The following is a 25,075-nucleotide window of genomic DNA, read 5'->3' on the forward strand; positions in this document are numbered from 1 at the left end:
GCCTGCACCTGATCACCGGCATCCGGCGCAATATGCGCAACCAGCTGATGCCGCTGGTCGACAAGCGTATGCTGCGAGGGCGCTTCGTCATCGAGACCGTGTTCGACATCCTCAAATGCCAGATGGGGCTTGAGCACTCACGTCACAGATCGCCCATGAATGCCATGGTCCATATCCTGTCCTGTCTCGTCGCCTACGCCTACAGACCCGGCAAGCCGTCGATCTTGCGCAAAGGCAAAAAGCTCGAGGCTTATCCATAGTTCGGGTTAAAAGACCTTCTGGTGAAGCGTGGGTACGGTCTGCGGCTGGGCCAGGACATCTTCGTCCGATGCGCGCTGTTCGAGGAGGCGTGCCCCGACATCCTTGTACATGTTCAGAAGAAAGGGACTGCGCACCGGTCGCTGTTCTTTCTCGACCAATACGGTTGGAGCGACGTCAGGCTGAGCACGATCCGCACCATCCTCGGCACACTCAGGAACCCGGAGATCCTGCTGACTTTCGCCGTGGATGCGCTCATCGACTTCCTGTCAGAAAAGACCGGAGAGGCGCAGGCGCTCCTAAACGTCGAGCTCGCCCGCGAGGACGTTCGTGAGCTGATGAGCCTGAAGAACGGTGAGGGCTGGCGTTATCTTATTCAGAACGGACTCTACCGTCATGTCCAGGCGCGCACAGGATCGCGCTTTTACACCCCCTTTTTCATCCACTCAGTCGAGGCGCATCGTTCCTATTGGCTGCTGCATCTCTCGAACCATCGTCAGGCTCGGGACGAGATGGGCAAGCTGCATTGGCGCCTCAATAACCGGTTCCGGCACCACGGCGGCGCGGGGTTCCACGCCCTCGGCTTCGATCCGTCATGCGACCTGCGCCAACGGCTACTCACCTTCATGTTCGACGATGATGCCTTAAGGCGGTCGGAGGCGGTGGTTCTCGAGCAGTTGCCGCCCATGATCCATGCTGCCAACCGGAATGGTGAGGATCTTGCGGTCGAGACGCTCTTCGCCGGCAACTGCAACGAGACGCCCGTCACCTCGGATATTCTCTGCCGCCAACTCGTGCTACTGCGTGACGAGGGCGAGATCCTCATCAAAGGCGAGGACGGGTCACTGAAACCTCGGGCGAAGACAATTGGTTGGGGTGACCGCCTTGTCCTGCCGCGCGAGCGGTCACTGTTCAGTCGGCTCGGCTGGTGATGCTCGGTGTCGCGCCTCGGTTCACCCGCAACGGGCTAGGAGTTGTGCTGGGAAGCGTTTTCGAGGGGAGATTAGAGCGGACACCTTGCCTGCTGACCACGGCTCCTCGGGGTCGCCAGCTCTTGATGGTCTGCGATATAGGTGGCAGCCAGAAGGAGCAGCCGTTCGAGACCTTCGGGTTCCTCATTTTCGATCTTGATTGCAATCCTCACTGGCTGAATGGGCAGGCGGCTTTTCGGCGCAACGCGCTCATTCAAAGACGTCGTATGGCCTTCAAGGCCCTGAACGACGGCCTCCGTCGGCGCTCGCTCGTGCCCTTCCTAACGCTTGCTGAGGTGCTGAACGGTGTGCTGGTCACCTTCGCTGTCCATAAAGTCGACCGACCAATCATGGGCGACGGCGGTGCCACGCATGAGGAGTTGGCTCCCTTATGGAAGCCGGCGGTAATCAATCGATTAATGTGGGTGATTTACTTGGGTGCCTTCCTCGTCAGCGGGTTCTCGCCAGTTGGACAGGATGTTATGTTCATAATCAATGAGGACGAGATCGCAGCTAACGTGCCGCAGCTGACGAAGCTGACCGATCTATTTGCCCGAGCTGTGAGCAATCAACAGGGGCCGATGAGGGGCCATCTTCGCTGCGGCACGACCAAGTCGGACGATGGCAGCCTTGCGCTTGAAGATCTCGCGGCGCTACCGGATCTGACAGCCGGAGCAGTTGCCGAGTTTGTTGCGGCTTTGGCGCTCAAGGGAGCCGGACCTCTATCGCCGCTTCTCCAGAAGCTGCCTTCCGGCGTAAGCTGGAAAACACGCCAAATAATACCGTGGGCTTTGGCTTCCGGCGGATCCCTTGAGCGCTTTGTGTGCTTGATCGACAGTGTTCCAGGTTCTCAAAAGTGGCGGGCTACCATCCCTCGATGGTTCACCGTGCCCGATCTGATCAAGTCGGGATCTTTGCTCCAGACGGCCTGAGCGGGGAGCGAGATAAGCCGAACTGCATTGTTGGTACACTCGCCCATTCGCGTCCCCCGCCGGCCGCCCACCTCAAACCCCCAGCCGCTTCGCCAGCCGATGAACCCCCAGCAGCACGCCAATACCAACCGCTGCCCAGAACGCGTCCCGGTGGCGGCTGGTGAACATCTCCATGCTCTCCGACCGCGCCTGCCGATCGAACCGGCCGTGCGCGCCGTACGGCCCCGGAACCGGCTCGAACAGGTTGCCGGGCGCGGCGGGGTCGTTCGGCTCGTCGGTCAGCTGCCCGGTGTAGCCCGCTTTCGCCAGATAGCGGTCGATCAGCCCGGGCGCGATCCGGTTCGCCAGGATCGCCTTCACCGTCGGAAAGCCGACCCAGATCTGCCGGCGGGGGTTGAAGGCGCCGAAATGGATGGCGCGGGCGGCCACTTCCGGCTGGAATATCGGCGGCACCGGCTGCGCCTTGTGGCCCATCTTGTTGCGCGCCCAGTCGAACTGCGGCGTGTTTACCGCCGGCAGGTCCACCTCGGTCAGCGTCACCGCCACCTTGTCGTGGTACAACTCTGACCGCAACGAATTCACGAAGCCGCGGATCGCGAACTTGGCGCCGCAATACACCGATTGCAGCGGCACCGAGCGGTACCCCAGCGCGGACCCGACACAGACGATCGACCCGTGATTGCGGGGGCGCATGTATTTCAGCGCCGCCATGATGCCGTGCACCTGGCCGAGATAGGTCACCCTCGTGCCGCGCTCGATTTCCTCGGCGGCCAACTGGCTCACCGGCGCGAACACCGTCGCCATCGCCACGTTCACCCAGACATCCATCGGCCCGAGTTCCCGCTCGACCTGGTCCGCCGCCGCCTCCACCGCCTTCGCATCCGCCACGTCCGTGGGGATCGGCAGCACCCGGACGCCGAACCGGCGCAACTCGGTGGCGGCGGTCTCCAGCCGGTCACGGTCGCGCGACAGCAGCGCGAGGTCGCAGCCGTGCCGCGCGAATTCGGTTGCCGTGGCCCGGCCGACGCCGGCGCCCGCGCCGGTGATCACTACGATTGTCGCCATGTCCTGCTCCTGGATCCGTTGATCCAACGCGCGGGAGGGCGTGGCGTTTCATGCCGGCTGCCCTTGCGCGTGGTCGTTGGGGCAGGGGCTTGCCCGGTGGCATGGCGTCTGCCTGGGACGAGTCCGGGCACGAGGCTGCGCGCCGCTACACACCGCCTGCGGTGCTGAGACAGACAAGGCGTGAATGACGGGCCTGCGCCGCATGCGTGTCAGGATAAGCGGACTGGCGGAGGAAGGGCTTCTCCCTCACCGTCATGGCCAGGCGCCAAATCCTTCTCCACCCGTCCCTCTGTCCTGATACGCATGCGCCTGCGCCCGCCACGACGAGGGGGAACGGCCGTTGGGATCACGCCACCAGGCAGCCCAGAAGCGTGTCCAGGCGGATGCGGCCCTCCGGGGTCGCCTGCAACCGGTCGGAGGTTAAAACCAGGTAGCCTTCCTCCAGGCATTGCGCCAGGACGGCGGCGTCGACGGACTGCGCCAGGGTGCGGCCGGTGCGGGCTTCGAACCGGCGCAGGTCGATTCCCTCGGCCAGCCGCAGGCCCATCAGCAGCGCCTCGCGCGCCCGTTCTTCCGCAGCGATCGGCGCATCGTCGGTCGTGCCGTGGCCGGATTGTTCGACCCGCTCGGCCCAGGGCTCCGGCGCGCGGTGGCGGCGGGTGGCGCGCAGCGTGCCGTCCACCGTGACGCGGCCGTGCGCGCCGGGGCCGATGCCGGCGTAGTCCTGGTAGCGCCAGTACGCCAGGTTGTGGCGGCTTTCCTCGCCGGGCCGGGCGTAGTTGGAGATTTCGTAGGCCAGCAGGCCGGCGCGGGCGCATTCCTCGCCGGTGGCGTCATACAGGGCGGCGGCGGTGTCCTCGTCCGGCAGGATCAGGCGGCCCTGGCGGTGCAGCGCCTCGAACGGCGTGGCGGCCTCGATCGTCAGTTGGTACAGCGACAGGTGATCGTCCGCGATGGCCAGAGCGGCGCGCAGTTCCGCCCGCCAGGATGGCAGGTCCTGGCCGGGGCGGGCGTAGATCAGGTCGAACGACACGCGCGGGAACAGGCGCCGCGCCAGGGCCAGCGCCGCCACCGCCTCCCGCGCCGAGTGCCGCCGGCCGAGCGTGGCCAGGGCGGCGTCATCCAGGCTCTGGATGCCGATGGAGACGCGGTTGACGCCGGCGGCGCGGAAATCGGCCAGCCGCCCGGCCTCGATGCTGGTGGGGTTGGCTTCCAGGGTGATTTCCACGCCGGGAGCCGGGTCGAAATGCCGGGCCGCGTCGTCCAGGATGGCGGCGACGGTGGCGGGGGCCATCAGGCTGGGGGTGCCGCCGCCGAAGAACACCGAGGTCAGCCGGCGCCGCCCGAGCCGCGCCGCCTCGTATGCCAGTTCGCGCCGCAGCGCGCGGCCGAAGCGGTCCTGGTCGATCCGCGCCCGCACGTGCGAGTTGAAGTCGCAGTAGGGGCATTTCGACAGGCAGAACGGCCAGTGCACGTACAGCGCGAGGTCCGGAGCCGGCGATATCACCATGATTTCACGTCAGTTATATCCGTCACGTTGCGCAATCAAAGGCCGCGGGATTGCCTTCATATGGTCGCCGTTCCGGCGAAGTCGGGGATGATAGTGCACCCGTCTGCAAAGGAGGACATTTGCCATGCGTAAACTGCTTTTGAGCGCAGCCGCCGCGGTTGGACTGCTGGGCCTGGCGGCCACCGGCGCGTCCGCCGCCCCCGCCGTTAGCGGCCCGCATGCGGCGCCGGAGCATGCCCGGGCGACGCAGGTGGACTACTATTACCACCATCACCACTATCACCACCGCCAATGGCACCATGACCACTGGCGTTACTGGTAAGTAACCGGCCCGGCTCCGCGCCCGGCGCGCGGGGCCGGTCAACCCGCCCGGATCAGGCCGATCACGGCCTCGGCTGACAATCCACGCGCCCGCATGTCGCGCAGCGTCATTGCTTTGTCCCGTTTCGCCAACCGCCTGCCTGTGGCGTCCAGCAGCAGCGGGTGATGCGCATAGCGCGGCGCCGGCCAGCCCATCAACGCCTGCAGCAGGCGGTGCAGGTGGGTGGCGGGGCGCAGGTCCTCGCCGCGGATCACCAGGGTGACGCCTTGCAGCATGTCATCGTGGGTCACGCACAGGTGATAGCTCGCCGGCGCGTCCTTGCGGGCCAGAACGACGTCGCCGAACGCCTCGGGATGGCAGGGCACCTGGCCTTCGCCTTCTTCCTCGTACCACAGCCCCGGGATCAGCGCCGCCTGCATGTCCAGGCGCAGCGCGAACCGCTCGCCCGCCGCGATGCGCCCCGCGCGTTCGGCGGCGGACAGGCGGCGGCAGGTGCCGGGATACAGCGGTGAGCCGTCCGGCGCATGCGGGGCGCCGGCGGACGCCGAGACCTCCCGCAGCACCTCCGCCCTTGTGCAGAAGCAGGGATAGACCAGCCCGCGCGCCGCCAGCGCGTCCAGCACCGCGTGGTAGTCCGCCAGGTGCTCTGACTGCACCCGCACAGCGCCATCCCAGTGCAGCCCGAGCCAGGCCAGGTCGTCCTGGATGGCCGCGGCGAATTCCGGACGGCAGCGGGCCGGATCGATGTCCTCCAGCCGCAGCAGGAACCGCCCGCCGGCGCCGCGGGCGCGCGTCCAGGCGTCGCAGGCGGAGAAAGCGTGGCCCAGATGCAGATATCCGGTCGGGCTGGGTGCAAAGCGCGTGGTCACAGGCATCACCACCATATAATACTTCCAGGCGAATGAAGGGGAGAGATCGCCATGTTGACTCTTGATGCCCTCCGCTGGGGACCGGCCTCCAAGGGCAAGGCGAAGCAGCTCGTGGTGCTGTGCCATGGCCTGGGCGCCGATGGCTACGACCTGATCGACCTTGCGCCGACATGGGCGAACGCCTGCCCGGACGCGGTGTTCGCCTCGGTGCACGCGCCCTATCCGCACGATTCCGGGTCCGGCCGGCAGTGGTGGAGCGTGGCCGATCGCAGGCCCGCGGTGATGGAAGCCGGGGCGCGCCGGGCGGTGCCGTTCCTGAACAACTTCCTCGACGCCGAGCTGGCGCGGCAGGACCTGCCGTGCGACGCCTACGCCATCATGGGCTTCAGCCAGGGCGCCATGGCCGCGCTGTTCACCGGCCTGCGCCGGCCGACGCCGCCGCGCGTCATCCTGGCGTTCTCCGGCGCGCTGCTCGCCCCGGAGACGCTGGCGGCGGAGATGAAAAATCAAACCCGTGTACTGCTCGTGCACGGCGAGGCCGACGATGTCGTGCCGGTGGAGCGTTCGCGTGAGGCCGAGGCGGCGCTGCAGGCCGCCGGCGTGCCGGTGGATGCGCATTACATCCCGCGGCTCGGGCACGGCATCGACGACTGCGGCCTGTCGTTCGGAGCGCTGGCGTTGCAGCGAGGGTTTGCATGACGGAACGATGAACTCCGCAAGCCGGGTGATCATGCGGGTTGCGGCGCCGGTGCCGCTCTGTCATAAATCGCCCAGGTTTTCGGCGGCGCACAATATCTGGCGACTCGACGACGGCTAAACGCCCAGGTGTTGCGCTCCGAGTGAAAGGGAGCAGCGCTTGCCTGACGGCGGACAGCATTTTCCCGCACTTGTGCTGAACGCGGACTTTCGTCCGCTGTCGTACTTTCCGCTGTCGCTGTGGTCATGGCAGGACGCGGTCAAGGCGGTGTTCATGGACCGCGTCTCGGTACTGTCCGAGTACGAGACCGAGGTGCATTCCCCCAGCATGACGATGCGCCTGCCCAGCGTGATCGCGCTGAAGGACTACATCCCCTCGGCGCGGCGCCCGGCATTCACCCGGTTCAACGTGTTCCTGCGCGACGCCTTCCACTGCCAGTACTGCGGCGACCGCTACCCGGCCCCGGACCTGACGTTCGACCACGTGATCCCGCGCTGCCGCGGCGGCCGCACGACGTGGGAGAACGTGGTGACCGCCTGCGGCGCCTGCAACCTGCGCAAGGGCTCGCATCTGCCGCGGGAGATCCGCATGTTCCCCCGCTCGGTGCCGCGGCAGCCGACGACGTGGGAGCTGCAGGACAACGGAAGGGCGTTCCCGCCCAACTACCTGCACCAGAGCTGGCGCGACTACCTGTACTGGGACAGCGAACTGGAGAGCTGACCCCTACCTGTGACGGTCCGGTGCGGCGTGATAGCATGCGGTCTGCCACGGGATATCCTGCATGCACCGCTTCCGCGTCACGCACCACGCCAGCATCGGCTCCACCAACGACGAGGCGCGCCGCCTCGCGGCCGAGGGGGCGCCGCATGGCACGGTGATCCACGCCGACGAGCAGACCGCCGGGCGTGGGCGGCTGACGCATACCTGGTACAGCCCGCCCGGCAACCTGTACCTGACGGTGCTGCTGCGCACCGGACTGCCGGCGTCGCGTTGCGCCGAGCTCAGCTTCGTCACCGCGCTGGCGGTGGCGGACACGGTGGAGGCGCTGCTGCCGAAGCGCATCCACGCGATGCTGAAATGGCCCAACGACGTGCTGGTGAACGGCGGCAAGATTGCCGGCATCCTGCTGGAGCAGGTGGAGGACGCCACCATCATCGGCATCGGCCTGAACGTGCTGCACGCGCCGGCGAACCTTGCCTACACAGCGACGACGCTGGTTGCGCATGGCGGCATCGCCTCGGTGGACAGCGCGCGGGACATCCTGCTGGACCGCCTGGCGCGGCACGTGGATCTCTGGATGGAGCAGGGGTTCCCGCCGATACGCGAGCAGTGGCTGGCGCGGACCTATCCCATCGGCGCGGCGATCCGGGCGAACGCGGGCGGGCAGGCGTTCAAGGGCGCGTTCGCCGGGCTCGACAGCGATGGCGCGCTGCTGCTGGACACCGGCGGCGAACGGCGGCGCATCGTGGCGGGGGAGGTTTCGGTAGTGTGAGGCCGGTGAGAATTTGTGGCGAGGCGTGGTCCGAGGGGTGCGTCTCTGGCGGGGACAGCCTGGTTGATGGGGTATTTTTGTTCGCACAGAGATGGACTGAGGGATGTGGAGGGCCGCGGAGGTCAGGGCGACATTGCGCGGACCGGTGCGGGCGTGGTCATGCTAGAGCAGACCACAGGTCGGTTGAGACAGGGCGACGGCGTTCCATCATCGTCATGGCGGCCCTTCGGCCGCCATGACGATCGGGGCAGAGCGCCCCACCTGAAGTCGTGTCCCAACCGACCTGCGGTCTGCTGTAACAGGCAGGTCCATCGTTCCGTCATCGCGGCGCCGGCGCTGCCGGTTGGCCAGCTCTGTGGCCCTCAATCGCCCTCGGCTTTTCCTCTGTGGTTACATATTTGGACGATCGGCACGCACGCCCGCCGCCGATGGCGCACGCCCGCTCGAACCGCAGGCACAGCCTGTCCATGCCGGTGACGCTCGAATACCGGGCTGTCTCTGACGGCAGCAGGCGCTGCGCAAGGATTCAGGCAGCCGCATCGGCCTCGCTCATCGCAGCCAGGCCGTTCGAATGCCGGCCCCGTCCGGCACAGGGACCTCCAACACCGAAACGAACACTTTATTCCGGCACGGCTCGCCTTCCGGCCGGCGCCGCCCCCTCCTGCAGGCGCCGCAGCCGGTCCGCTGTCGCCGGGTCCGCGGGGTAGAACGCCTCGATCGACAGTTCCGCCAGCGTCACTTCCGTCGGCGTTCCGAACACCGTGGTGGTGGACAGCAGCGACAGCCGCCCCTGCGGCGTGTCCAGTTCCAGTGGCACCGCGATGTCGTGCTCGCCATGCGCCGGCACCCCCCAGATTGGCCCGCCCAGCGCCGCCAGATCCTTCGCCATCTCAACCAGCACCGCATCGCCGCTGATCTCGGCCTGACGCCGCAGGCGATCGAGGATATGCGCGCGCCATTGCGGCAGGTTGGCGATCCGCGGCGCGAGTCCGTTCGGATGCAGCCCCAGGCGCAGCACGTTCACCGGCGGCTGCAGCAGCGCCGGGTCCGTCACCCCCGCCAGCAGCGGCGCCACCGACTCGTTCGCCGAAACCAGCGTCCAATGGCGGTCGACGGCCAGCGCGGGGTTGGGGACGTGGGCGCGCAGAATTGCCTCCACCACGCCGCGCGCCGCGGCCAGTGCGGGATCGTCCAGCGGCCGCTCGGCGTAGAACGGCGCGAACCCCGCCGCCAGCAGCAGCGCGTTCCTCTCCCGTAACGGCACCTCCAGCGTCTCGGCCAGCCGCAGCACCATGTCGCGGCTCGGCATCGCCCGGCCGCTTTCGATGAAGCTCAGGTGCCGCTGCGAGATTTCCGCGTCCAGCGCGAGGTCGAGCTGGCTGCGGTGCCGCCGCTGCCGCCACGAACGCAGGTGCGCGCCGATGGGGCGAGAGGACGCGGACGGGACGAGGGGAACGATCTGGGCCATGCGCCCACTATAGCCCGCATGCCGCCGCCCGCGATGACCTCGCACGTAATCGACCGGGCGCCCCGGCATCGCGGAACATGCGGTCCCAGCAGGCAAGGGAGCAACCGCATGTCGATCGCATTCGCCGCCTCCGTCCCGGTCGCGAACCGCCGGTGGGCACCGGCCGCCGCCCGGGGACACGGCACCATCCACGTGGACCTCATTGTCCCGGCTATCCGCCGCATGCCCGGCGGCGGCCACCCGAATGCCGCCGCCCGGAGCCGGCGCACGCAACGGATGGCGGGCGGCGGACACGCTGTGAAATGTTTCAGCGATCCCTGGCCTGCCGCAGGGCCATGCTCCGGCCAGCGGCAAGGTTCGGGCGACTGCCCGGACGCGGACCCCACCACCGCCGCGGACGGGCCGCCACGGACACCGGCGGAGGCGAAACGGAGCCGGGTGCCGATCGAACCTCGCCAGGCCAGGCCACAGGGATTTCATGGTTTTCAAGGAAAGCATCGTGCCATGGGACACGCACTTTTCCGCACACTATTCTCGACACGGACCCTGGTCCGTGTCGCCTTCGCCGCCCTGAGCCTGCACTGCATGGGCACGGCCTTCGGACAGGGCCTGGGCGCCGGCACGACAGCGCCGATGTACGGGACCGCCTGGGCCACCGCCCGCACGCTGTCCCGCATGCAGGATATGCCGTTCATGGCGTCGGCGCGGCCCAAGGCCAGGCGGGCGGACGCCGCGGCGGCACCGCACGGCACGCCGTATCCGTCGTCGCAGCGGCGCGGCGGCTGACGCCGGAGACGGGGACAGCAGGGAAGGCCGGCCGGGCGCCGGCCTTCACCTCCCGCCGTAGCGGAACCAACCCCACCCCGTATCAAACCGCTTGGCATCGACCCCCTGTCCAGGGCAAGGTGGCGCCGTCCCGGGCACCCGCCGCGGGAGAGTGCGGGCTGCAACACAACCCGCCGCCGAAGGCGCAACCGGCCCCCGGAAACGCTCAGGCACCAGGGACCGTGGCGGGGTAGGGGCCTCTGGAAAGCCGGGCGGCGCGATGGCGCTTCCCGCACCGACGGGGTAAGGGGCGCTGGCCCCGACTCTCTCAGGTTCCATGACAGAGGGGGGCCGGCCCGCCAGCATCCCGCTGGCGGCGTGGGCCCAGAACGTGGAGACCTTCGTGGCGCAGAACGCACTGCCAGACGATCCGACGCCCGTGCCTCTGAACACACTGCCCCTGGACGACTGGCATCGCCGGCACGGCGCCCGCATGGTGCCCTTCGCCGGCTATTCCATGCCGGTGCAGTACGACCTGAGCGGCGACCTGGCCGATCGCTGCCGCGGCGGGGTGATGGCCGAGCATCTCCATACCCGGCGGGCCGCCGGGCTGTTCGACGTCTCGCACATGGGCCAGGCCTTCCTGACCGGCACCGGCGTGGCCGACGCGCTGGAACGCCTGGTGCCGGCCGACATCGCCGGCCTGAAGCCCGGGCGCCAGCGCTACACCATGCTGACCAACGAGGCCGGCGGCATCATCGACGACCTGCTGGTGACGAAACTGGCCGACAACCGCCTGTTCCTGGTGGTCAACGCCAGCCGCAAGGAGGTCGATTTCCGCCACCTGGCGGCGAACCTGCCAGAGGACATCCAGGTCGAGCCGCAGGAGGACCGCGCGCTGCTGGCGCTGCAAGGCCCCGCCGCCGCCGCCGTGGTCGGCCGCCTGTCGCCCGAGGCGGCGATGCTGCCGTTCCTGGGCTTCACCACGGTGCGGATCTTCGACATCCTGTGCCACGTCTCCCGCTTGGGCTACACCGGCGAGGACGGATTCGAAATTTCCGTGCCCGTCGGCGACGTCGAGGAATTGGCGGACACGCTGGTCGCCCACCCGGAGGTCGTGCCCATCGGCCTCGGCGCCCGCGATTCGCTGCGGCTGGAGGCGGGGCTTTGCCTGTACGGCAATGATCTCGATGAGTTGACGAGCCCGATCGAGGCCGGCCTGACCTGGACCATCGGCAAGCGCCGCAAACTCAGCTGGGATTTCCCCGGCGGCTCGCTGATGCGCGACCAGTTGGACCACGGCGCCACGCGGATTCGCGTCGGCATCCGCCCGGACGGCCGCGCCCCGGCGCGCGCCCAGACCACCATCGTCGCCGCGGACGGCACCGAGGCCGGGACCGTCACCTCCGGCGGCTTCGGACCGTCGTTGAACGCACCGATTGCCATGGGCTATGTCCGCCGGGACCTCGCCGCCGATGGCACGAAACTGAGCTTGATCGTGCGCGGCAAGACGATCCCCGCGACCGTCGTGCCGCTGCCTTTCGTACCCCACCGCTACGTACGCTGAGAGAAGGAACCGGCCCATGGCCAGCAAGAGCGCCGACAAACGCTTCACCAAGGACCACGAATGGGTGGTGCTGGATGGCGACATCGCCACCGTCGGCATCACCGACCACGCGCAGGAACAGCTTGGCGACCTGGTACATGTCGAGCTGCCGGCGCTGGAGCGCAGCGTCGCCGAGGGCGAGGCCTGCGCCGTCGTCGAGAGCGTCAAGGCGGCGTCCGACGTGTATTCGCCGCTCGCCGGCAAGGTGGTCGAGATCAACGAGACCATCGTCGAGGACCCGTCGATCGTGAACAGCGACGCCGAGGGCGAGGGCTGGTTCTTCCGCATCGAACTGGACGATCCGGAGGCGTTCGAGGCGCTACTCGACCAGGACGCCTACGACGAGTACCTGGAGACGCTGTAGGCATGGACGTCCTGGCCGAGCTGGCCGAGCTCGAGGACAACGCCAGCTTCGTGCGCCGCCACATTGGCCCGTCGGAGAGCGAACGGGCCGCGATGCTGCACGCCATCGGCGCGGTGACGCTGGAGGACGTGGCGGCGCGGACGGTGCCCGCCGCGATCCGATCGAACGCCGCGCTGGACCTGCCGCCGCCGGTGGACGAGGCGGCGGCGATCGCCGAGCTGCGCGCCCTGGCGGCGCGGAACGCAGCCAAGAAGTCGCTGATCGGCATGGGCTATCACGGCACCGTGACGCCGCCGGTGATCTTGCGCAACGTGCTGGAGAATCCGGGCTGGTACACCGCCTATACCCCGTACCAGGCGGAAATCGCCCAGGGACGGCTGGAAGCGCTGCTGAACTTCCAGACCATGGTCTGCGAGCTGACGGCCATGCCAATCGGCAACGCCTCGCTGCTGGACGAGGCGACGGCGGCGGCCGAGGCGATGGCCATGGCGCATGCGTTGAGCAAGACGAAGTCGCAGACGATCGCCGTGGCGACCGACGTGCATCCGCAGACTCTGGCGGTGCTCGCGACGCGGGCGAAGCCGCTGGGAATCCGTTTGGTGCCGGTCGCGCCCGGCGACCTGACGGCCATCGGCGCCGCCAATCCGTTCGCGCTGCTGCTGCAATACCCCGGCACCACCGGGGCGATCCGCGAACTGTCCGAGGAGATCACCGCGGCGCATGACGCCGGCGCGCTGGCGATCATCGCGACCGACCCGCTGGCGCTGGCGCTGCTGACGCCGCCGGGGGAGATGGGCGCCGACATCGTCGTCGGCTCGGCGCAGCGCTTCGGCGTGCCGATGGGATTCGGCGGGCCGCATGCCGGGTTCTTCGCCACCCGTGAGGCGTTCAAGCGCGCCATGCCGGGGCGGCTCGTCGGCGTGTCGGTCGACGCCGCCGGGCAGCCGGCGATGCGGCTGGCGCTGCAGACGCGTGAACAGCACATCCGGCGGGAGAAGGCGACCTCCAACATCTGCACCGCGCAGGTGCTGCTGGCGGTGCTGGCCGGGTTCTATGCCGTGTGGCACGGGCCGGAGGGATTGCACCGGATCGCCCGCCGCGTGTCCTTGCAGGCGCGGATGCTGGCCGATTGTGCCCGGCGCGCCGGGCTGCGGGTGCGGCACGACTCGTTCTTCGACACCATTGTGGTCGAGGGCGCGGACGACCTGGTCGCGCGCGGCGTCGCGGCCGGCTACAATTTCCGCCGCGTCGATGCGACAGGCGTCGGCATTGCGCTGGATGAGACCGTCTCGCGCGGCGACATGGTGGTGATCGCCGGCCTGCTGGGGGCGGATTTGCATGGCGCCGTGGCCTCGATCCCGGCGGACCTGCTGCGGGGGACGGCGTTCCTGCAGCAGGCGGTGTTCAACCGGCACCACGCCGAGCACGAGATGCTGCGCTACCTGAAGCGGCTGGAAGACAAGGACATCGCGCTGAACCGCAGCATGATCCCGCTGGGGTCGTGCACGATGAAGCTGAACGCCACGGCCGAGATGCTGGCGATCACCCTGCCGGGCTTTGCCGACGTCCACCCGTTCGCGCCGGCGGAGCAGACCGAGGGCTTCCTGGCGCTGATCCGCCGGCTGGAGTCGTGGCTGTGCGTGGCGACCGGCTTCGCCGCGGTGTCGCTGCAGCCGAATGCCGGGTCGCAGGGCGAGTATGCCGGGCTGCTGGTGATCCGCGCCTGGCACGAATCGCGCGGCGAGGCGCATCGCGATGTCTGCCTGATCCCGTCCTCGGCGCACGGCACGAACCCGGCCAGCGCGGCGATGGCGGGGTTGAAGGTGGTGGTCGTCGGCTGCGACCGTGACGGCAATGTCGACCTGGCCGATCTCCGCGCCAAGGCGGAGAAACATGCCGAGCGGCTGGCGGCGCTGATGGTGACGTATCCCTCGACGCACGGGGTGTTCGAGGGAGCGATCCGGGATATCTGCGCCGTGGTGCACGAGTATGGCGGGCAGGTTTACATGGACGGCGCCAACATGAACGCGCAGGTGGGGTTGACCTCGCCGGCGTCGATTGGCGCGGATGTCTGCCATCTGAACCTGCACAAGACGTTCTGCATCCCGCATGGCGGCGGCGGCCCGGGGGTTGGCCCCATCGGCGTGGCGCCGCATCTGGCGCGGTTCCTGCCGAACCATCCGCTGCGCCCGGACGCCGGGCCGGAAACCGGGATCGGCCCGGTCGCGGCGGCGCCGTTCGGCAGCGCGCTGATCCTGCCGATTCCGTATGCGTATATCCGCATGATGGGACCGGGCGGGCTGAAACAGGCGACCGAGGCGGCGATCCTGTCGGCGAACTATGTCGCGCAACGGTTGCGGGAGGCGTATCCGGTCCTCTACGCCGGGCCGGGCGGGATGGTGGCGCACGAGTGCATCATCGACTGCCGGGGCTTCGCCGCCGAGGCTGGGGTACAGGTCGAGGACATCGCCAAGCGCTTGCAGGATTTCGGCTACCACGCGCCGACGATGTCGTGGCCGGTGCCGGGAACGCTGATGATCGAGCCGACGGAAAGCGAATCGAAGGCGGAACTGGACCGGTTCTGCGATGCGATGATCGCGATCCGCGGGGAAATCGCGGCGATCGCCGCCGGCCGGCTGGACCGGGCGGACAATCCGCTGAAGCATGCGCCGCATACGGCACAGGAAGTCATGGCGGATGTCTGGACACACGCCTACTCCCGCACGCAGGCGGCGTTTCCGCTGCCGTGGGTGGCGGCGGCGAAATACTGGCCGCCGGTGAAGCGGGTGGACAACGTGTACGGCGACCGGAACCTGGTGTGCACGTGCGCACCGTTGGAGGCGTACGCGCAGGCGGCGGCGTGAGGGGGCGGGCGGAGCGACAGGCGGCCGAGTGACAGGCGGTGAAGTGACAGGCGGCCGAGCGACAGGCGGCCGAGCGACAGGCGGCCGAGTGGCCGTTGCCCCATCGTCATGGCCGGGCGTGTCCCGGCCATCTACCCCCAACCGTCGAAGCGCGGATGGCCGGGACACGCCCTACGCAATGCACACATCCTGGAAACGAGTCGGAAATGACCGTAAAATCAAGTGCTTGCCTGGGCGCCGAGAGCGTTCCACCATCGTCATGGCCCGGCTTGTCCGGGCCACCTGTCGCGGCACAAGTGCTGGAATAGGTGGCCCGGACAAGCCGGGCCATGACGAAAGGGAAACGCCGCGGCGGACCGTTTCCGAGATGTGTGCATCCCGTAGGGCGTGTCCCGGCCATCCACCCCCCGCCGTCGAAGCGCGGGTGGCCGGGACACGCCCGGCCATGACGGTGAGGGAGAAGCCCTTGCTCCGCCACGCCGCTTATCCTGATACGCATGGGGACACGCCCGGCCATGACGATAAGGCGACGACGATGGGGCGACTATAAGCCGACGACCCTGCGCTGCCGCCTTCCAGGACAGGCCCCTCGCCAAACCGCCCGCACGCGCTATTCTACCCCCATGCACACCTTCCTCACGATCCTGGTCGGCATCCTGCTGTTGGCAACCCTGGGCGTGCTGCTCGCCGGCGTGATCGGCATGGCGGGGCAACACGACCCGCGGCGGTCGAACAAGCTGATGCGCTGGCGCATTGTCCTGCAGGCCGGCGCGCTGATCCTGCTGATGATCATGATGAGTCTGCTGCGCTCCTGACCGCATTCCGGAGCCAGGGCGGTTTGACAGGGGTCAGAGCGCCCAATATGGTCCGTGACCCCTCTCGCAGGTGCGAACTGGCATGGCCCGGCACGGCGGCGGGTCCCGGCCGTTAAGGCCTGTGTCCACAACGTCCCAAGGAACCCAGGGTCTCCCATGAAGATATTAGTCCCCGTGAAGCGGGTGGTCGATTACAACGTGAAGGTCCGCGTCAAGACGGACGGCTCGGGCATCGAGACCGCCGGCGTGAAGATGTCGATGAACCCGTTCGACGAGATCGCCGTCGAGGAAGCCGTGCGCCTGAAGGAAAAAGGCGTCGCGACCGAGATCGTCGCCGTCTCGATGGGCGTGGCGCAATGCGCCGAGACCATCCGCACCGCGCTGGCCATGGGCGCCGATCGCGGCATCCTGGTGGAAACCGATACCGACCTGCAACCTCTGGCGGTGGCCAAGCTGCTGAAGGCGATCGCCGACCAGGAGAAGCCGCAGATCATCATCCTGGGCAAGCAGGCGATCGACGACGACATGAGCGCCACCGGCCAGATGCTGGCGGCGCTGCTGGGCTGGTCGCAGGGCACCTTCGCCAGCAAGGTCGCGGTCGAGGGCGAGTCGGTCACCGTCACCCGCGAAGTGGACGGCGGGCTGGAAACCGTGTCGCTGACGCTGCCGGCCGTGATCACCACCGACCTGCGGTTGAACGAGCCGCGCTATGCCTCGCTGCCCAACATCATGAAGGCGCGCAAGAAGCCGATCGCCACCATGAAGCCGGCGGACCTGGGCGTGGATCCCGCGCCACGGCTGACCGTGCTGAAGGTGACGGAGCCGCCGAAGCGCAAGGCCGGGCAGAAGGTCGGCTCGGTGGCCGAACTGGTGAGCAAGCTGCGCACAGAAGCGAAGGTGATCTGACGATGACGAGCCTGGTCCTGCTGGAATTCGACGATTCGGGCATCAAGCAGCCGTCGCGCAGCGCCGTTGCGGCTGCCCAGGCCCTGGGCGAGGTGCACGCACTGGTCGCCGGCGCCAATGTCGGCGCGGCGGCGGAGAAGGCGGCGAAGCTGCCGGGCGTGGCCAAGGTGCTGGTCGCCGACAATCCGGCGCTGGATCACCTGCTGGCCGAGCCGACGGCGGCGCTGCTGGTGGCGATGGCGCCGGCCTATTCGCACATTTTGGCGGCCACCACCGCCATCGGCAAGAACGTGCTGCCGCGCGTCGCGGCGCTGCTGGACGTGCAGCCGATCAGCGACATCGCCGCGGTGGTCGACGCGGACACGTTCGTCCGCCCGATCTATGCCGGCAACGGCATGGCCACGGTGAAGTCGTCCGACGCGAAGAAGGTGATCACCGTGCGCGCCGCCAGCTTCGACCCGGTGGCGGCCGAAGGCGGCAGCGCGCCGATCGAACAGGCCTCGGTGGGTGAGATGCCGGGACTGTCGAAATTCGTCTCGGCCGAGCTGTCCAAGAGCGAGCGGCCGGAGCTGACCGCGGCCCGGGTGGTCATTTCGGGCGGCCGCGGCATGCAAAATGGCGAAAATTTCAAGCTTATCGATCCGATTGCTGATAAGCTTGGGGCCGCCGTCGGGGCCTCGCGCGCCGCGGTGGATGCGGGCTTTGTGCCGAATGAATACCAGGTCGGACAAACCGGCAAAATCGTCGCCCCTGATCTGTACGTCGCTGTCGGGATCTCGGGTGCCATCCAGCACCTGGCCGGCATGAAGGACAGCAAGGTGATCGTGGCGATCAACAAGGATGAGGAAGCGCCCATTTTCCAGGTCGCCGATTACGGCCTGGTGGCTGATCTGTTTAACGCCCTGCCGGAGTTGGCAGCGGAACTGGAGCGCTCCTGAATGAACATCGACGTCAAGCCTGCCGCCGGTATCGCGGCCATGGTAACCGAGCCGCCGGACATCCGGTCCATCGGCATCATCGGCGCGGGCCAGATGGGCAACGGCATCGCCCATGTCTGCGCCCTGGCGGGCTTGCCCGTCATCATGGTGGACGTGAAGCCCGAGGCGCTGACCCGGGCGCTGGCGACCATGGGCCGCAACATGGACCGCCAGGTCAGCCGCACGCTGATCACCGCGGACCAGCGGGACGAGGCGCTGGCGCGGGTCAGCACCGCCACCGACCTCACCGCCCTGTCCGACGCCGACCTGGTGATCGAGGCGGCGACCGAGAACGAGGACGTGAAGCGGGCCATCTTCAAGGAACTGGTGCCGCACCTGAAGCCGTCGGCGATGCTGGCTTCCAACACCTCCTCGATCTCCATCACCCGGCTGGGGGCGACGACCGATCGGCCGGAGAAGTTCATCGGCATGCACTTCATGAACCCGGTGCCGGTGATGAAGCTGGTGGAGATCATCCGCGGCATCGCGACGGACGAGCCGACATTCCAGGCGGTGAAGGCGCTGGCACACCGGCTGGGCAAGGTCAGCGCGGTGGCCGAGGACTTCCCGGCGTTCATCGTCAACCGCATCCTGGTGCCGATGATCAACGAGGCGGTGTTCGCGCTGTATGAGGGCGTGGGCTCGGTCTCGGCCATCGACGACGCGATGAAGCTGGGGGCGAACCATCCGATGGGGCCGCTGGAACTGGCGGATTTCATCGGGCTGGATACCTGCCTGTCGATCATGCACGTGCTGTATGAGGGACTGGCGGACAGCAAGTACCGGCCGTGCCCGCTGCTGGTGAAGTATGTCGAGGCGGGGTGGTACGGGCGGAAGACCGGGCGGGGGTTCTACGATTATACGCAGACGCCGCCGCGGCCGACGCGGTAGGGGGGTTGGGTCGTTGGGCCTATTGGCGCCGGTCGGCGGGTTGCGCTGACCGGCGGGATAGGGCATTGCGGAGAATCCGATATTTAACAGGCTGCGGAAAAAGGGGATGGTTGATAATATCCATCCACAAAGATATGCGATGAAGCAACATAATTGCCCATCAGGCGGCCCCAGAGTCTGGAAATTGCGTTGGCCGCATTCGTTTCAGGCATTTTCCGCAGCCTGTTAAAGCGACACGTCCGCCGAAATACACGGCTGGGATCAACACTCTGAGATGCTACCGGTTGTCTAGCTACTTACTGCGCAATGAGTAAGAATACGCGGCTATTGGTGGTGACGGTGATGGCCGGTCGCACGGCTTTCCCCTTCAACTATCGAACGGCACTTCCAGCTCCAGATTTTGTTGCCAAACTACCAGCCACGTCGGCTAAACGACATTCGCTCTTGACTCTTCGGGGGCATCGCTCGGGACCGCGCCGGTTTCCAATTGCCACTCGGTAGAAAAGATTGTTGTGCCGGCAGGCCCGCGGAGCACCAGGTTCGGAAACGCGACAGGCTCGCTCGCAGCCAGATGGGCGCTAACCCAGATACGTTGCCATCCCGCACGCAAACGAACGTCCGCACCGCGGCCGTACAATGATGGTCTGCCGTGAAGAAGAATGCCAACACTGTCGCCAGAAAAGTTTTGCGGTAACCAAACGTAGGCGGACGCAACATACAAACTATCACTTCTCAGAGCCGATCTGACCAAGCAGCCGAACATTCCCCGCCAGTCAGAATTATCGCTAACCAACTGGTGCCGCATTACATGTTGGCCGACTGACCGTGGCGGAACCTCCCAGGAAAGCTCTGAAACCGCGATGCGCGAGCCGCTCCAACCGCCGAAATTGAGCGCGCCTTCGGCTACTCCGCAGGACCAAGGATAGGCACCCGCATCGCCCAAATAGCGCAAAGCCCACGCTTTCCGGCAGAGTCGTAGCCAGCCCACTAGATCAACGTCGATTGCACGGTCATATGGCGCGAACTGGCCTAGCCAACCGCGCATCAGCCCCGTGTCAAGCCACTCCACAGTCCCCGTGGCATGTTCCTTGTCGGCTTGGCACACCCAGAGAAGTGTAACGTCGCCATGTTGCCTCAGAGCCGAATGCAACGCCCTGATATCAGCTTCACCGGCCGATGTTTCGCCTTTACGGACGAAAATACGGTCGTTGAGCTCCAACCGTTCAATGAACTTCTCCGCCATATATCGAAGCCATCTCCTCTGCTTTTCGGTGACCTGCCCAGCGTCTGCGGATGGGTCGCCACCGAACGTATGGTATCGAAAGCCATAGGTCTGCTCTTCGACTATCCACTCATTGGCCCAGGCAACCTGAACTTGGCCCGGCAGCGCCAAATCAGAAAAACGCTTCTGGAGTCCCGCTATGAGTGAAGATGCCGTTACGAAGTTAAACCTGAATAAACCGAGTGGCTCGGCTCCAGCGTATCGCTGAACAAGTCCAAATTCGCAGTTGTCACCAAGGCTCTCGAAATGAAGAACTAAATCACGATCGTTGTCCGGAACAGCTGTACTCAGCGACGTCGCCGCAATTAAAGGCTGTTTATCCAAGACCCCTGGTCTCCTTCAGGTTTATCTGCGTTGCCGGCTCAGTCTCAGCACCCATGTCCCGCGTACCACCGGCCTTGGAAACGCGACCGAATCACTCCTATCTATCGAGTAACACAGGTCACTGAATCAATATTGTAGTTCGCTCATCAAGTTCAAGCCCGGCCTTCTGCTTTGTCCGTACCCACACGTCGAAAAGCCCCTCTGACAGAAACGCAACGTCTCTATTCTGATAAAGATCGCCCCGCGGCCATTTGACTTCCGAGCAGAAGTCGCCAAGCACAGAAAACCAAACTTTGCAGAGGTCGTCGAAGTCCGCCCAGCATAGAAAGAACAGATTGCAAGCGTACATGTCGTCACGCACAAGCTGCTGGTCGAACTCCGCGGCAAGGTGCGGGTAACGTTCAACCGCCAACCGCCTCATCAGCTCATAGTCCGAACCAATGTGCCAGGAAGCATATGTATCCGGGACGCGGCCCCCTAGGCGCTGAGGTTTGGCAACGATGCAGTAGTTTTGGCCCACCCTCGAGATGACTTCTGAATCGTAACAAGCGTTCTCGACTACTCGGATATCATCCCTGGCTATGGTGACCATAGGCTCATCATGATCTAAGCTGAACGAAAGATAGCGTCTGTAATGATTGAATCCCACGACGTCTGATCGAGGGCCATCTTGCCAGATTCGGTACATGGCAGACAACTCGGACCATCGCCGGTTGATTAGCCGTGTCCCGTCTCTGAGAATATCTGAGATGGCGCCTGTAGGCCGTCCAGCCGCTGCGCTTCCACAGTACACTGTAGTGAATTCCGGTCGCTCTATCGGCTTGCAATTAAGATGCGTCACGACGTAGCCGCGCGCACCCGCGACCCCGTCCTCGTAACGGCAAGGAGGTGATACGACAAGCGGCGCCGCAAGCTCGGTGACCTCTATTTTACCTTCTGTTAGTGCGCGAGAAAGAAGCGTCCTGTTGAGATCGCGTGATGGATGCTCGCGCCTTACTGCCGACGTATTTCGAAATAAAACGAGTAGCTTATCGTTGTTGTAGTACGGCTCCATGTTCCCTTCGCTGCTTGCGTAATCATGGTTCGTCTCCACCAAATAACCGGAAGAAAAGTACTGATAGTACGGTCTCAGTGCATCCCTGTATCGAGATTCGTCCCAATTACGGAAGACATCTTCGACAACTAGAACCCCTCCGGGCCGAAGGAAATTAAGCCCGACGCCAACAACATTGATCTGATGATCGAACAAGTGCGTCGAATCGTCGATCAAGACGTCGAATGTCACAGATGCTGCATTAAGCGCATCAAAAATGGATTCGCGGCTACTAACGTCGATTTGCGCATATTGGGCCGCCGGTAATCTCTGCCGTTTGGCGCTGTCAATGCGATCAGGACTAAATTCAAACCCAAACAGCCTTGCATTTGGAAAATACGCGCGCCAAGCGTTCATGGAGTTGTTGTCGAGTATTCCGATTTCGCCAACGATGAGCGGTTCGAAGCGCCGCTGTGCGAATAAGAAGTCGTATACTGCAGTATAAGCGTGCCGATGGTTGTTTGCTGCGCTAAAGTGGTACGGCGATTTATCGGTTGGGAACTCGGTTGCGAATTCACACAGGTCGCTCAGAGCTGCGGTCGAGTCGATAACCAGTTTATTGATCCGTTCCATGGTTCCTGGCCAGCGAGAGTTACTGTGAAGTCAGACACAAAGCGTAGTGGCAAAGGGTCATGTCCACGACCCCTCGGACAGAGGGTGGCAAGCCGAAAAGGCCAACGCACCCGCGATTTGGATTACATACATAATTCTCCAGCCCGCTCGCTGCTTCACATTGTTACTAGCGGCAGGCGTTCAACGAGCGCATCCATTTCGGTGCTAAAAATTTGAGGGTCAATCCAAAAATTCTGCTCGGAGGGGCGGGTGGACTCCATCGTAACTTGACCGAATATCTCCGTGTAGTCAATATTCGCTTGGCCGGCAAGATCCCAAAAAAATGGATCGGTAAATGTGCCCGGCGATAACACGATCATCCCCAGCGAATTAGGAGAAAAGATCGTGTTAGTGAGAGCGGCACCCTTAACCCCTACCACAATCTCACTATTCCTAAACAAGCTAGCTTGTTCACAAACGGTTAGTTTCTCGGGAAATACAACTTCAAAGCCTCTCCGCCGGCAGATCTCAATCAGATCGGACTCGTTGACAATTCGTCGGCCGATTGGCGCAGAGCGTGCTACATAGATACGTCGCGGTGCGTGTGCGGGATGAAACTGGCGTATTAGCAAAGCTCGTAGGTTGTTCCGGGCAAGAGGAAGCTTGAATAGCGGCGGAACGTGAACTGGGGTTACATAGTGAAGCAATGAGAAGGTCCAGACGGCATTGTCGGGCTGCTCAACGATTGGCACGTTCGGAGCTAGCAAAGCAACGGTATCTCGGACGACCTTACGCATTGCTGGATTTTCTTGCAGGCCCACAACAACCTGCCAGTCGGTGGGTAAAGTTATTGCCGAGAGTGTCGCCAGCAACGCTGCGCCATCAACCAGCCAGTGTCCGTAATTGCGCCACCACGGGCGTTTGACGAGCAAGCTGGGGGTGGAGATATGTTGCTCCGGTGCTGTGCTTAGTGTGAATTGCCCATCACCAGCGGTCTGAAATTGATCCGGAGTACGACCGTGGTTTAGGAATTCAACCGCGCTCTCTCTCAGTAGCTTCCCACTTGCGGAAACCACGCTCCCTTGCCCGGCCACGATTGCGTCATTTAGTACTAAACGCAAAATTTCGTCGTAGTGATTAGTCGTCGCCTGCATCTGCTGCATGAAGGCCTCGCGACCCTGCACGATATGTTCAATTCCCACTATCCGCGCAGGACGGCGTGTATAGTAGCCTTTTGGTGCGACAACATCCGCCCGGAGGACATCACTTGCCACGTCGGCTCCTGAAAGCAAATCACGGACAGAGGTTGTAGTTATTGAACCCGGCACGTCAATCCCCTGGAGCAGAATTGAGCTGGCCGCATGTGATGCGATAGGGCGCCCACACTATAAGGGACATGCATGTCTTGCCTAGGTGTCCTGCGTACGAAACGTTTTCCAGATAAGTTGTTGTTTCTGCGACAGCACCCGCTGCCTACGGCCCGCGACGGATTCGACGCTGCGCCTCGAGGTCCCAGAAAAAGTCGCGTCGTTCCTTGCGAAAGCGCTGCTCTGCATCTCGATTCCATTCGTCACCGACTTTCTGTAGTTCGCCCGTGCGATTGGCATCAAAATCTCCTTCCACTAATACAACCCGCAGGGCATCGGCAAATATAGCAAGCGTCGTGCGGCAGTCGCGCACGATATCCTCGTAACGCAAGAAACGGGGATGTAGGTTACGGCGTTCGATTAGTGATAAATTCTCGTTCTCGGTCTGGACAATATGTTGCATCCACTCGGCAATTTTGTCTGCGTCATAGTCGGGCGGGCGAGCTGCGGCATCTGTCGAATGGTAATAGCCCGTGGTTACGGCTCGATAGAGTGAAATACCCTGCGCGACGATGTTGTCGCGCCAAAGCATGAACGTTACTATATTCCCACCAAGCGCATCGAAAAACTCGTCTTCGCCGAAGATTTCGATATCAACTGCCCGGGCTTCCATGGTGAATACGCCATTGTCCGTTCTTGCTTGCCGTTTCAGCATTGCCAGCAGGACTGCTTGTTGTGTGGCGTGCATCCGCAGCGCAACCTCGCGCACAAAGTCTGGATTGATGTACTCTTCAAGAAACCCAAGCTTATTGGTGGCAGCGACTATCTTAGTAAGCCAGGAACTACCCGAACGGGGCGTAAAGATGACGACGGCACAGCGGTCGGCTGGAGCACAGGTGGCAATTATCTGCTCGGATATCCTAGGGTCGATGGCTAGATCTCGAACATAGTCCGCGAATCCTACTTGCCGCATAGGCTGAATACCTTCTTAATAGGCCGATCGTACCTTAGGCGAATTATACATCCGGTACCAAGCGCCCCCGGAAACTAGCGACACCGTAACGCTATTGGAGCAATGCGTATGGACATGTCGACCCTGGACTTCTTCATCGCAGTAACGCGTCCTTCCACGCACGAACATATGGAGTCGCTTCCGGGTTAGGTTCGCGCCATTCACTCGCACCCGCCAAGCGGTATTGCGCCTCGCCCGACTCAATGGATTTCTCCTGCTTAGCGGCAGCGACATCCGGGTTCCGTGCCAGGTACCAGCGCTCATTCACGGGAATCCCGCCGGTGCGATCCTCAAAATATCCAATCTGGATAAAATGGTCCCGCCCGCTGGCAAACGTCCGGTGCTGCACCGCCTCCGCCACATCCGGATTGCATCGCTGATACTGGTCTTCGTCGAAGTCAGCCGTCTCCAACAGGCAACGCAGGAGGAACTCGAACAGATGGCGCGGAACACACAGCTGCTCGCTGCCATCGGCATTGTCGTCCACCGTCTTAATGTGTTGCTTGATCAGACTATAAGGCGGCACAAACATCATTCTCTCCGCGAGGCGACGACGACATCAGTCATTCGTCAATTTCCCACCTTGCTCACGTCCGACCCCAACCACCCAGCCACAGGAATCGCTGGCTGATCGGACCATCGCCCGGTATTCTGTATAAGCAACGTTCCAGCCCCCCAAGTCAATCCGGTGGAGCAAAAATCCTTCCCGCCCGCTCCGGCTGCCACACCACGC

General features: G+C 64.6%; 24 protein-coding genes and 1 riboswitch. Of the genes, 15 read left to right on the forward strand and 9 right to left on the reverse strand.

The annotated features are described in order from the left end of the window. From CCS01_RS01540 to CCS01_RS01550, 3 genes are all read left to right on the forward strand, one after another. A partial coding sequence (locus CCS01_RS01540) for a transposase (protein ID WP_146101527.1) occupies window positions 1-260 on the forward strand: 260 nt, incomplete at its 5' end. 18 nt (window positions 261-278) lie between these two features. Beyond that, complete coding sequence (gene tcmP, locus CCS01_RS01545; protein ID WP_104517071.1) at window positions 279-1,190, forward strand: three-Cys-motif partner protein TcmP; 912 nt, start codon at window positions 279-281, stop codon at window positions 1,188-1,190. Between the two features lie 122 nt (window positions 1,191-1,312). Next, window positions 1,313-2,161, forward strand: coding sequence for a hypothetical protein (locus CCS01_RS01550; protein WP_146101528.1), 849 nt, complete (start codon window positions 1,313-1,315; stop codon window positions 2,159-2,161). 72 nt (window positions 2,162-2,233) lie between these two features. Here the strand turns inward: CCS01_RS01550 and CCS01_RS01555 are convergent, their stop codons facing one another. Both CCS01_RS01555 and hemW read right to left on the reverse strand, forming a co-directional pair. Continuing rightward, window positions 2,234-3,226: an SDR family oxidoreductase gene (locus CCS01_RS01555; RefSeq protein WP_104517090.1), complete on the reverse strand. Its 993-nt coding sequence runs from the start codon at window positions 3,224-3,226 to the stop codon at window positions 2,234-2,236. A gap of 346 nt (window positions 3,227-3,572) precedes the next feature. Then, window positions 3,573-4,736 carry a radical SAM family heme chaperone HemW gene (hemW, locus tag CCS01_RS01560; protein ID WP_104517073.1) on the reverse strand — a complete coding sequence of 388 codons (1,164 nt, stop codon included), beginning with the start codon at window positions 4,734-4,736 and terminating at the stop codon, window positions 3,573-3,575. A gap of 124 nt (window positions 4,737-4,860) precedes the next feature. Here hemW and CCS01_RS01565 point away from each other — a divergent pair, with 124 nt between their 5' ends. Continuing rightward, window positions 4,861-5,058, forward strand: a complete 198-nt coding sequence (locus tag CCS01_RS01565) for a hypothetical protein (protein WP_104517074.1) — start codon at window positions 4,861-4,863, stop codon at window positions 5,056-5,058. 38 nt (window positions 5,059-5,096) lie between these two features. Here the strand turns inward: CCS01_RS01565 and gluQRS are convergent, their stop codons facing one another. Next, window positions 5,097-5,933: a tRNA glutamyl-Q(34) synthetase GluQRS gene (gluQRS, locus tag CCS01_RS01570; RefSeq protein ID WP_104517091.1), complete on the reverse strand. Its 837-nt coding sequence runs from the start codon at window positions 5,931-5,933 to the stop codon at window positions 5,097-5,099. 45 nt (window positions 5,934-5,978) lie between these two features. Between gluQRS and CCS01_RS01575 the strand changes: the two genes are divergently transcribed. The 3 genes from CCS01_RS01575 to CCS01_RS01585 all read left to right on the forward strand — a co-directional run bounded on the left by CCS01_RS01575 (window position 5,979) and on the right by CCS01_RS01585 (window position 8,116). Continuing rightward, a complete protein-coding gene (locus CCS01_RS01575; RefSeq protein ID WP_104517075.1) occupies window positions 5,979-6,626 on the forward strand; it encodes an alpha/beta hydrolase in 648 nt (215 codons plus the stop codon). Between the two features lie 157 nt (window positions 6,627-6,783). After that, entirely contained in the window at window positions 6,784-7,344 is a 561-nt protein-coding gene (locus CCS01_RS01580) for an HNH endonuclease (RefSeq protein ID WP_104517076.1), read from the forward strand. Window positions 7,345-7,405: 61 nt separating this feature from the next. Beyond that, on the forward strand, window positions 7,406-8,116 hold the full coding sequence (locus tag CCS01_RS01585) for a biotin--[acetyl-CoA-carboxylase] ligase (RefSeq protein ID WP_104517077.1): 711 nt from the start codon (window positions 7,406-7,408) through the stop codon (window positions 8,114-8,116). A 619-nt stretch (window positions 8,117-8,735) separates the two neighbouring features. Here the strand turns inward: CCS01_RS01585 and CCS01_RS01590 are convergent. Beyond that, a complete protein-coding gene (locus CCS01_RS01590) occupies window positions 8,736-9,584 on the reverse strand; it encodes a helix-turn-helix domain-containing protein (protein ID WP_104517078.1) in 849 nt (282 codons plus the stop codon). 504 nt (window positions 9,585-10,088) lie between these two features. On the opposite strand from CCS01_RS01590, the gene CCS01_RS01595 reads away from it, so the two are divergent. From CCS01_RS01595 to CCS01_RS01630, 8 genes are all read left to right on the forward strand, one after another. Further along, window positions 10,089-10,370 carry a hypothetical protein gene (locus CCS01_RS01595; RefSeq protein ID WP_104517079.1) on the forward strand — a complete coding sequence of 94 codons (282 nt, stop codon included), beginning with the start codon at window positions 10,089-10,091 and terminating at the stop codon, window positions 10,368-10,370. 134 nt (window positions 10,371-10,504) lie between these two features. Further along, window positions 10,505-10,602: riboswitch (glycine riboswitch) on the forward strand. Window positions 10,603-10,752: 150 nt separating this feature from the next. Further along, complete coding sequence (gcvT, locus tag CCS01_RS01600; RefSeq protein ID WP_239991967.1) at window positions 10,753-11,916, forward strand: glycine cleavage system aminomethyltransferase GcvT; 1,164 nt, start codon at window positions 10,753-10,755, stop codon at window positions 11,914-11,916. A 16-nt stretch (window positions 11,917-11,932) separates the two neighbouring features. After that, window positions 11,933-12,319, forward strand: coding sequence for a glycine cleavage system protein GcvH (gcvH, locus tag CCS01_RS01605; protein ID WP_104517081.1), 387 nt, complete (start codon window positions 11,933-11,935; stop codon window positions 12,317-12,319). 2 nt (window positions 12,320-12,321) lie between these two features. Beyond that, entirely contained in the window at window positions 12,322-15,183 is a 2,862-nt protein-coding gene (gene gcvP / locus CCS01_RS01610; RefSeq protein ID WP_104517082.1) for an aminomethyl-transferring glycine dehydrogenase, read from the forward strand. 623 nt (window positions 15,184-15,806) lie between these two features. Continuing rightward, window positions 15,807-15,998, forward strand: coding sequence for a twin transmembrane helix small protein (locus CCS01_RS01615; RefSeq protein ID WP_104517083.1), 192 nt, complete (start codon window positions 15,807-15,809; stop codon window positions 15,996-15,998). Window positions 15,999-16,154: 156 nt separating this feature from the next. Next, window positions 16,155-16,904: an electron transfer flavoprotein subunit beta/FixA family protein gene (locus tag CCS01_RS01620; protein WP_104517084.1), complete on the forward strand. Its 750-nt coding sequence runs from the start codon at window positions 16,155-16,157 to the stop codon at window positions 16,902-16,904. Between the two features lie 2 nt (window positions 16,905-16,906). Further along, on the forward strand, window positions 16,907-17,842 hold the full coding sequence (locus CCS01_RS01625) for an electron transfer flavoprotein subunit alpha/FixB family protein (RefSeq protein WP_104517085.1): 936 nt from the start codon (window positions 16,907-16,909) through the stop codon (window positions 17,840-17,842). Further along, window positions 17,843-18,772 (forward strand): 3-hydroxybutyryl-CoA dehydrogenase, encoded by a 930-nt coding sequence (locus tag CCS01_RS01630; RefSeq protein WP_239991968.1) that lies wholly within the window; start codon window positions 17,843-17,845, stop codon window positions 18,770-18,772. A gap of 427 nt (window positions 18,773-19,199) precedes the next feature. Here the strand turns inward: CCS01_RS01630 and CCS01_RS32490 are convergent, their stop codons facing one another. From CCS01_RS32490 to CCS01_RS01650, 5 genes are all read right to left on the reverse strand, one after another. Further along, window positions 19,200-20,378: a hypothetical protein gene (locus tag CCS01_RS32490; RefSeq protein WP_146101529.1), complete on the reverse strand. Its 1,179-nt coding sequence runs from the start codon at window positions 20,376-20,378 to the stop codon at window positions 19,200-19,202. A 118-nt stretch (window positions 20,379-20,496) separates the two neighbouring features. After that, window positions 20,497-22,044 (reverse strand): DUF4422 domain-containing protein, encoded by a 1,548-nt coding sequence (locus CCS01_RS01635; RefSeq protein ID WP_104517086.1) that lies wholly within the window; start codon window positions 22,042-22,044, stop codon window positions 20,497-20,499. A 155-nt stretch (window positions 22,045-22,199) separates the two neighbouring features. Then, window positions 22,200-23,297, reverse strand: coding sequence for a glycosyltransferase family 61 protein (locus CCS01_RS01640; protein WP_146101530.1), 1,098 nt, complete (start codon window positions 23,295-23,297; stop codon window positions 22,200-22,202). Between the two features lie 199 nt (window positions 23,298-23,496). Next, complete coding sequence (locus CCS01_RS01645; protein ID WP_104517088.1) at window positions 23,497-24,303, reverse strand: Stf0 family sulfotransferase; 807 nt, start codon at window positions 24,301-24,303, stop codon at window positions 23,497-23,499. A gap of 133 nt (window positions 24,304-24,436) precedes the next feature. Beyond that, window positions 24,437-24,877 (reverse strand): hypothetical protein, encoded by a 441-nt coding sequence (locus CCS01_RS01650; protein WP_104517089.1) that lies wholly within the window; start codon window positions 24,875-24,877, stop codon window positions 24,437-24,439. Between the last annotated feature and the right edge of the window lie 198 nt (window positions 24,878-25,075).

The organism is Rhodopila globiformis (assembly GCF_002937115.1).
GTDB lineage: Bacteria > Pseudomonadota > Alphaproteobacteria > Acetobacterales > Acetobacteraceae > Rhodopila > Rhodopila globiformis.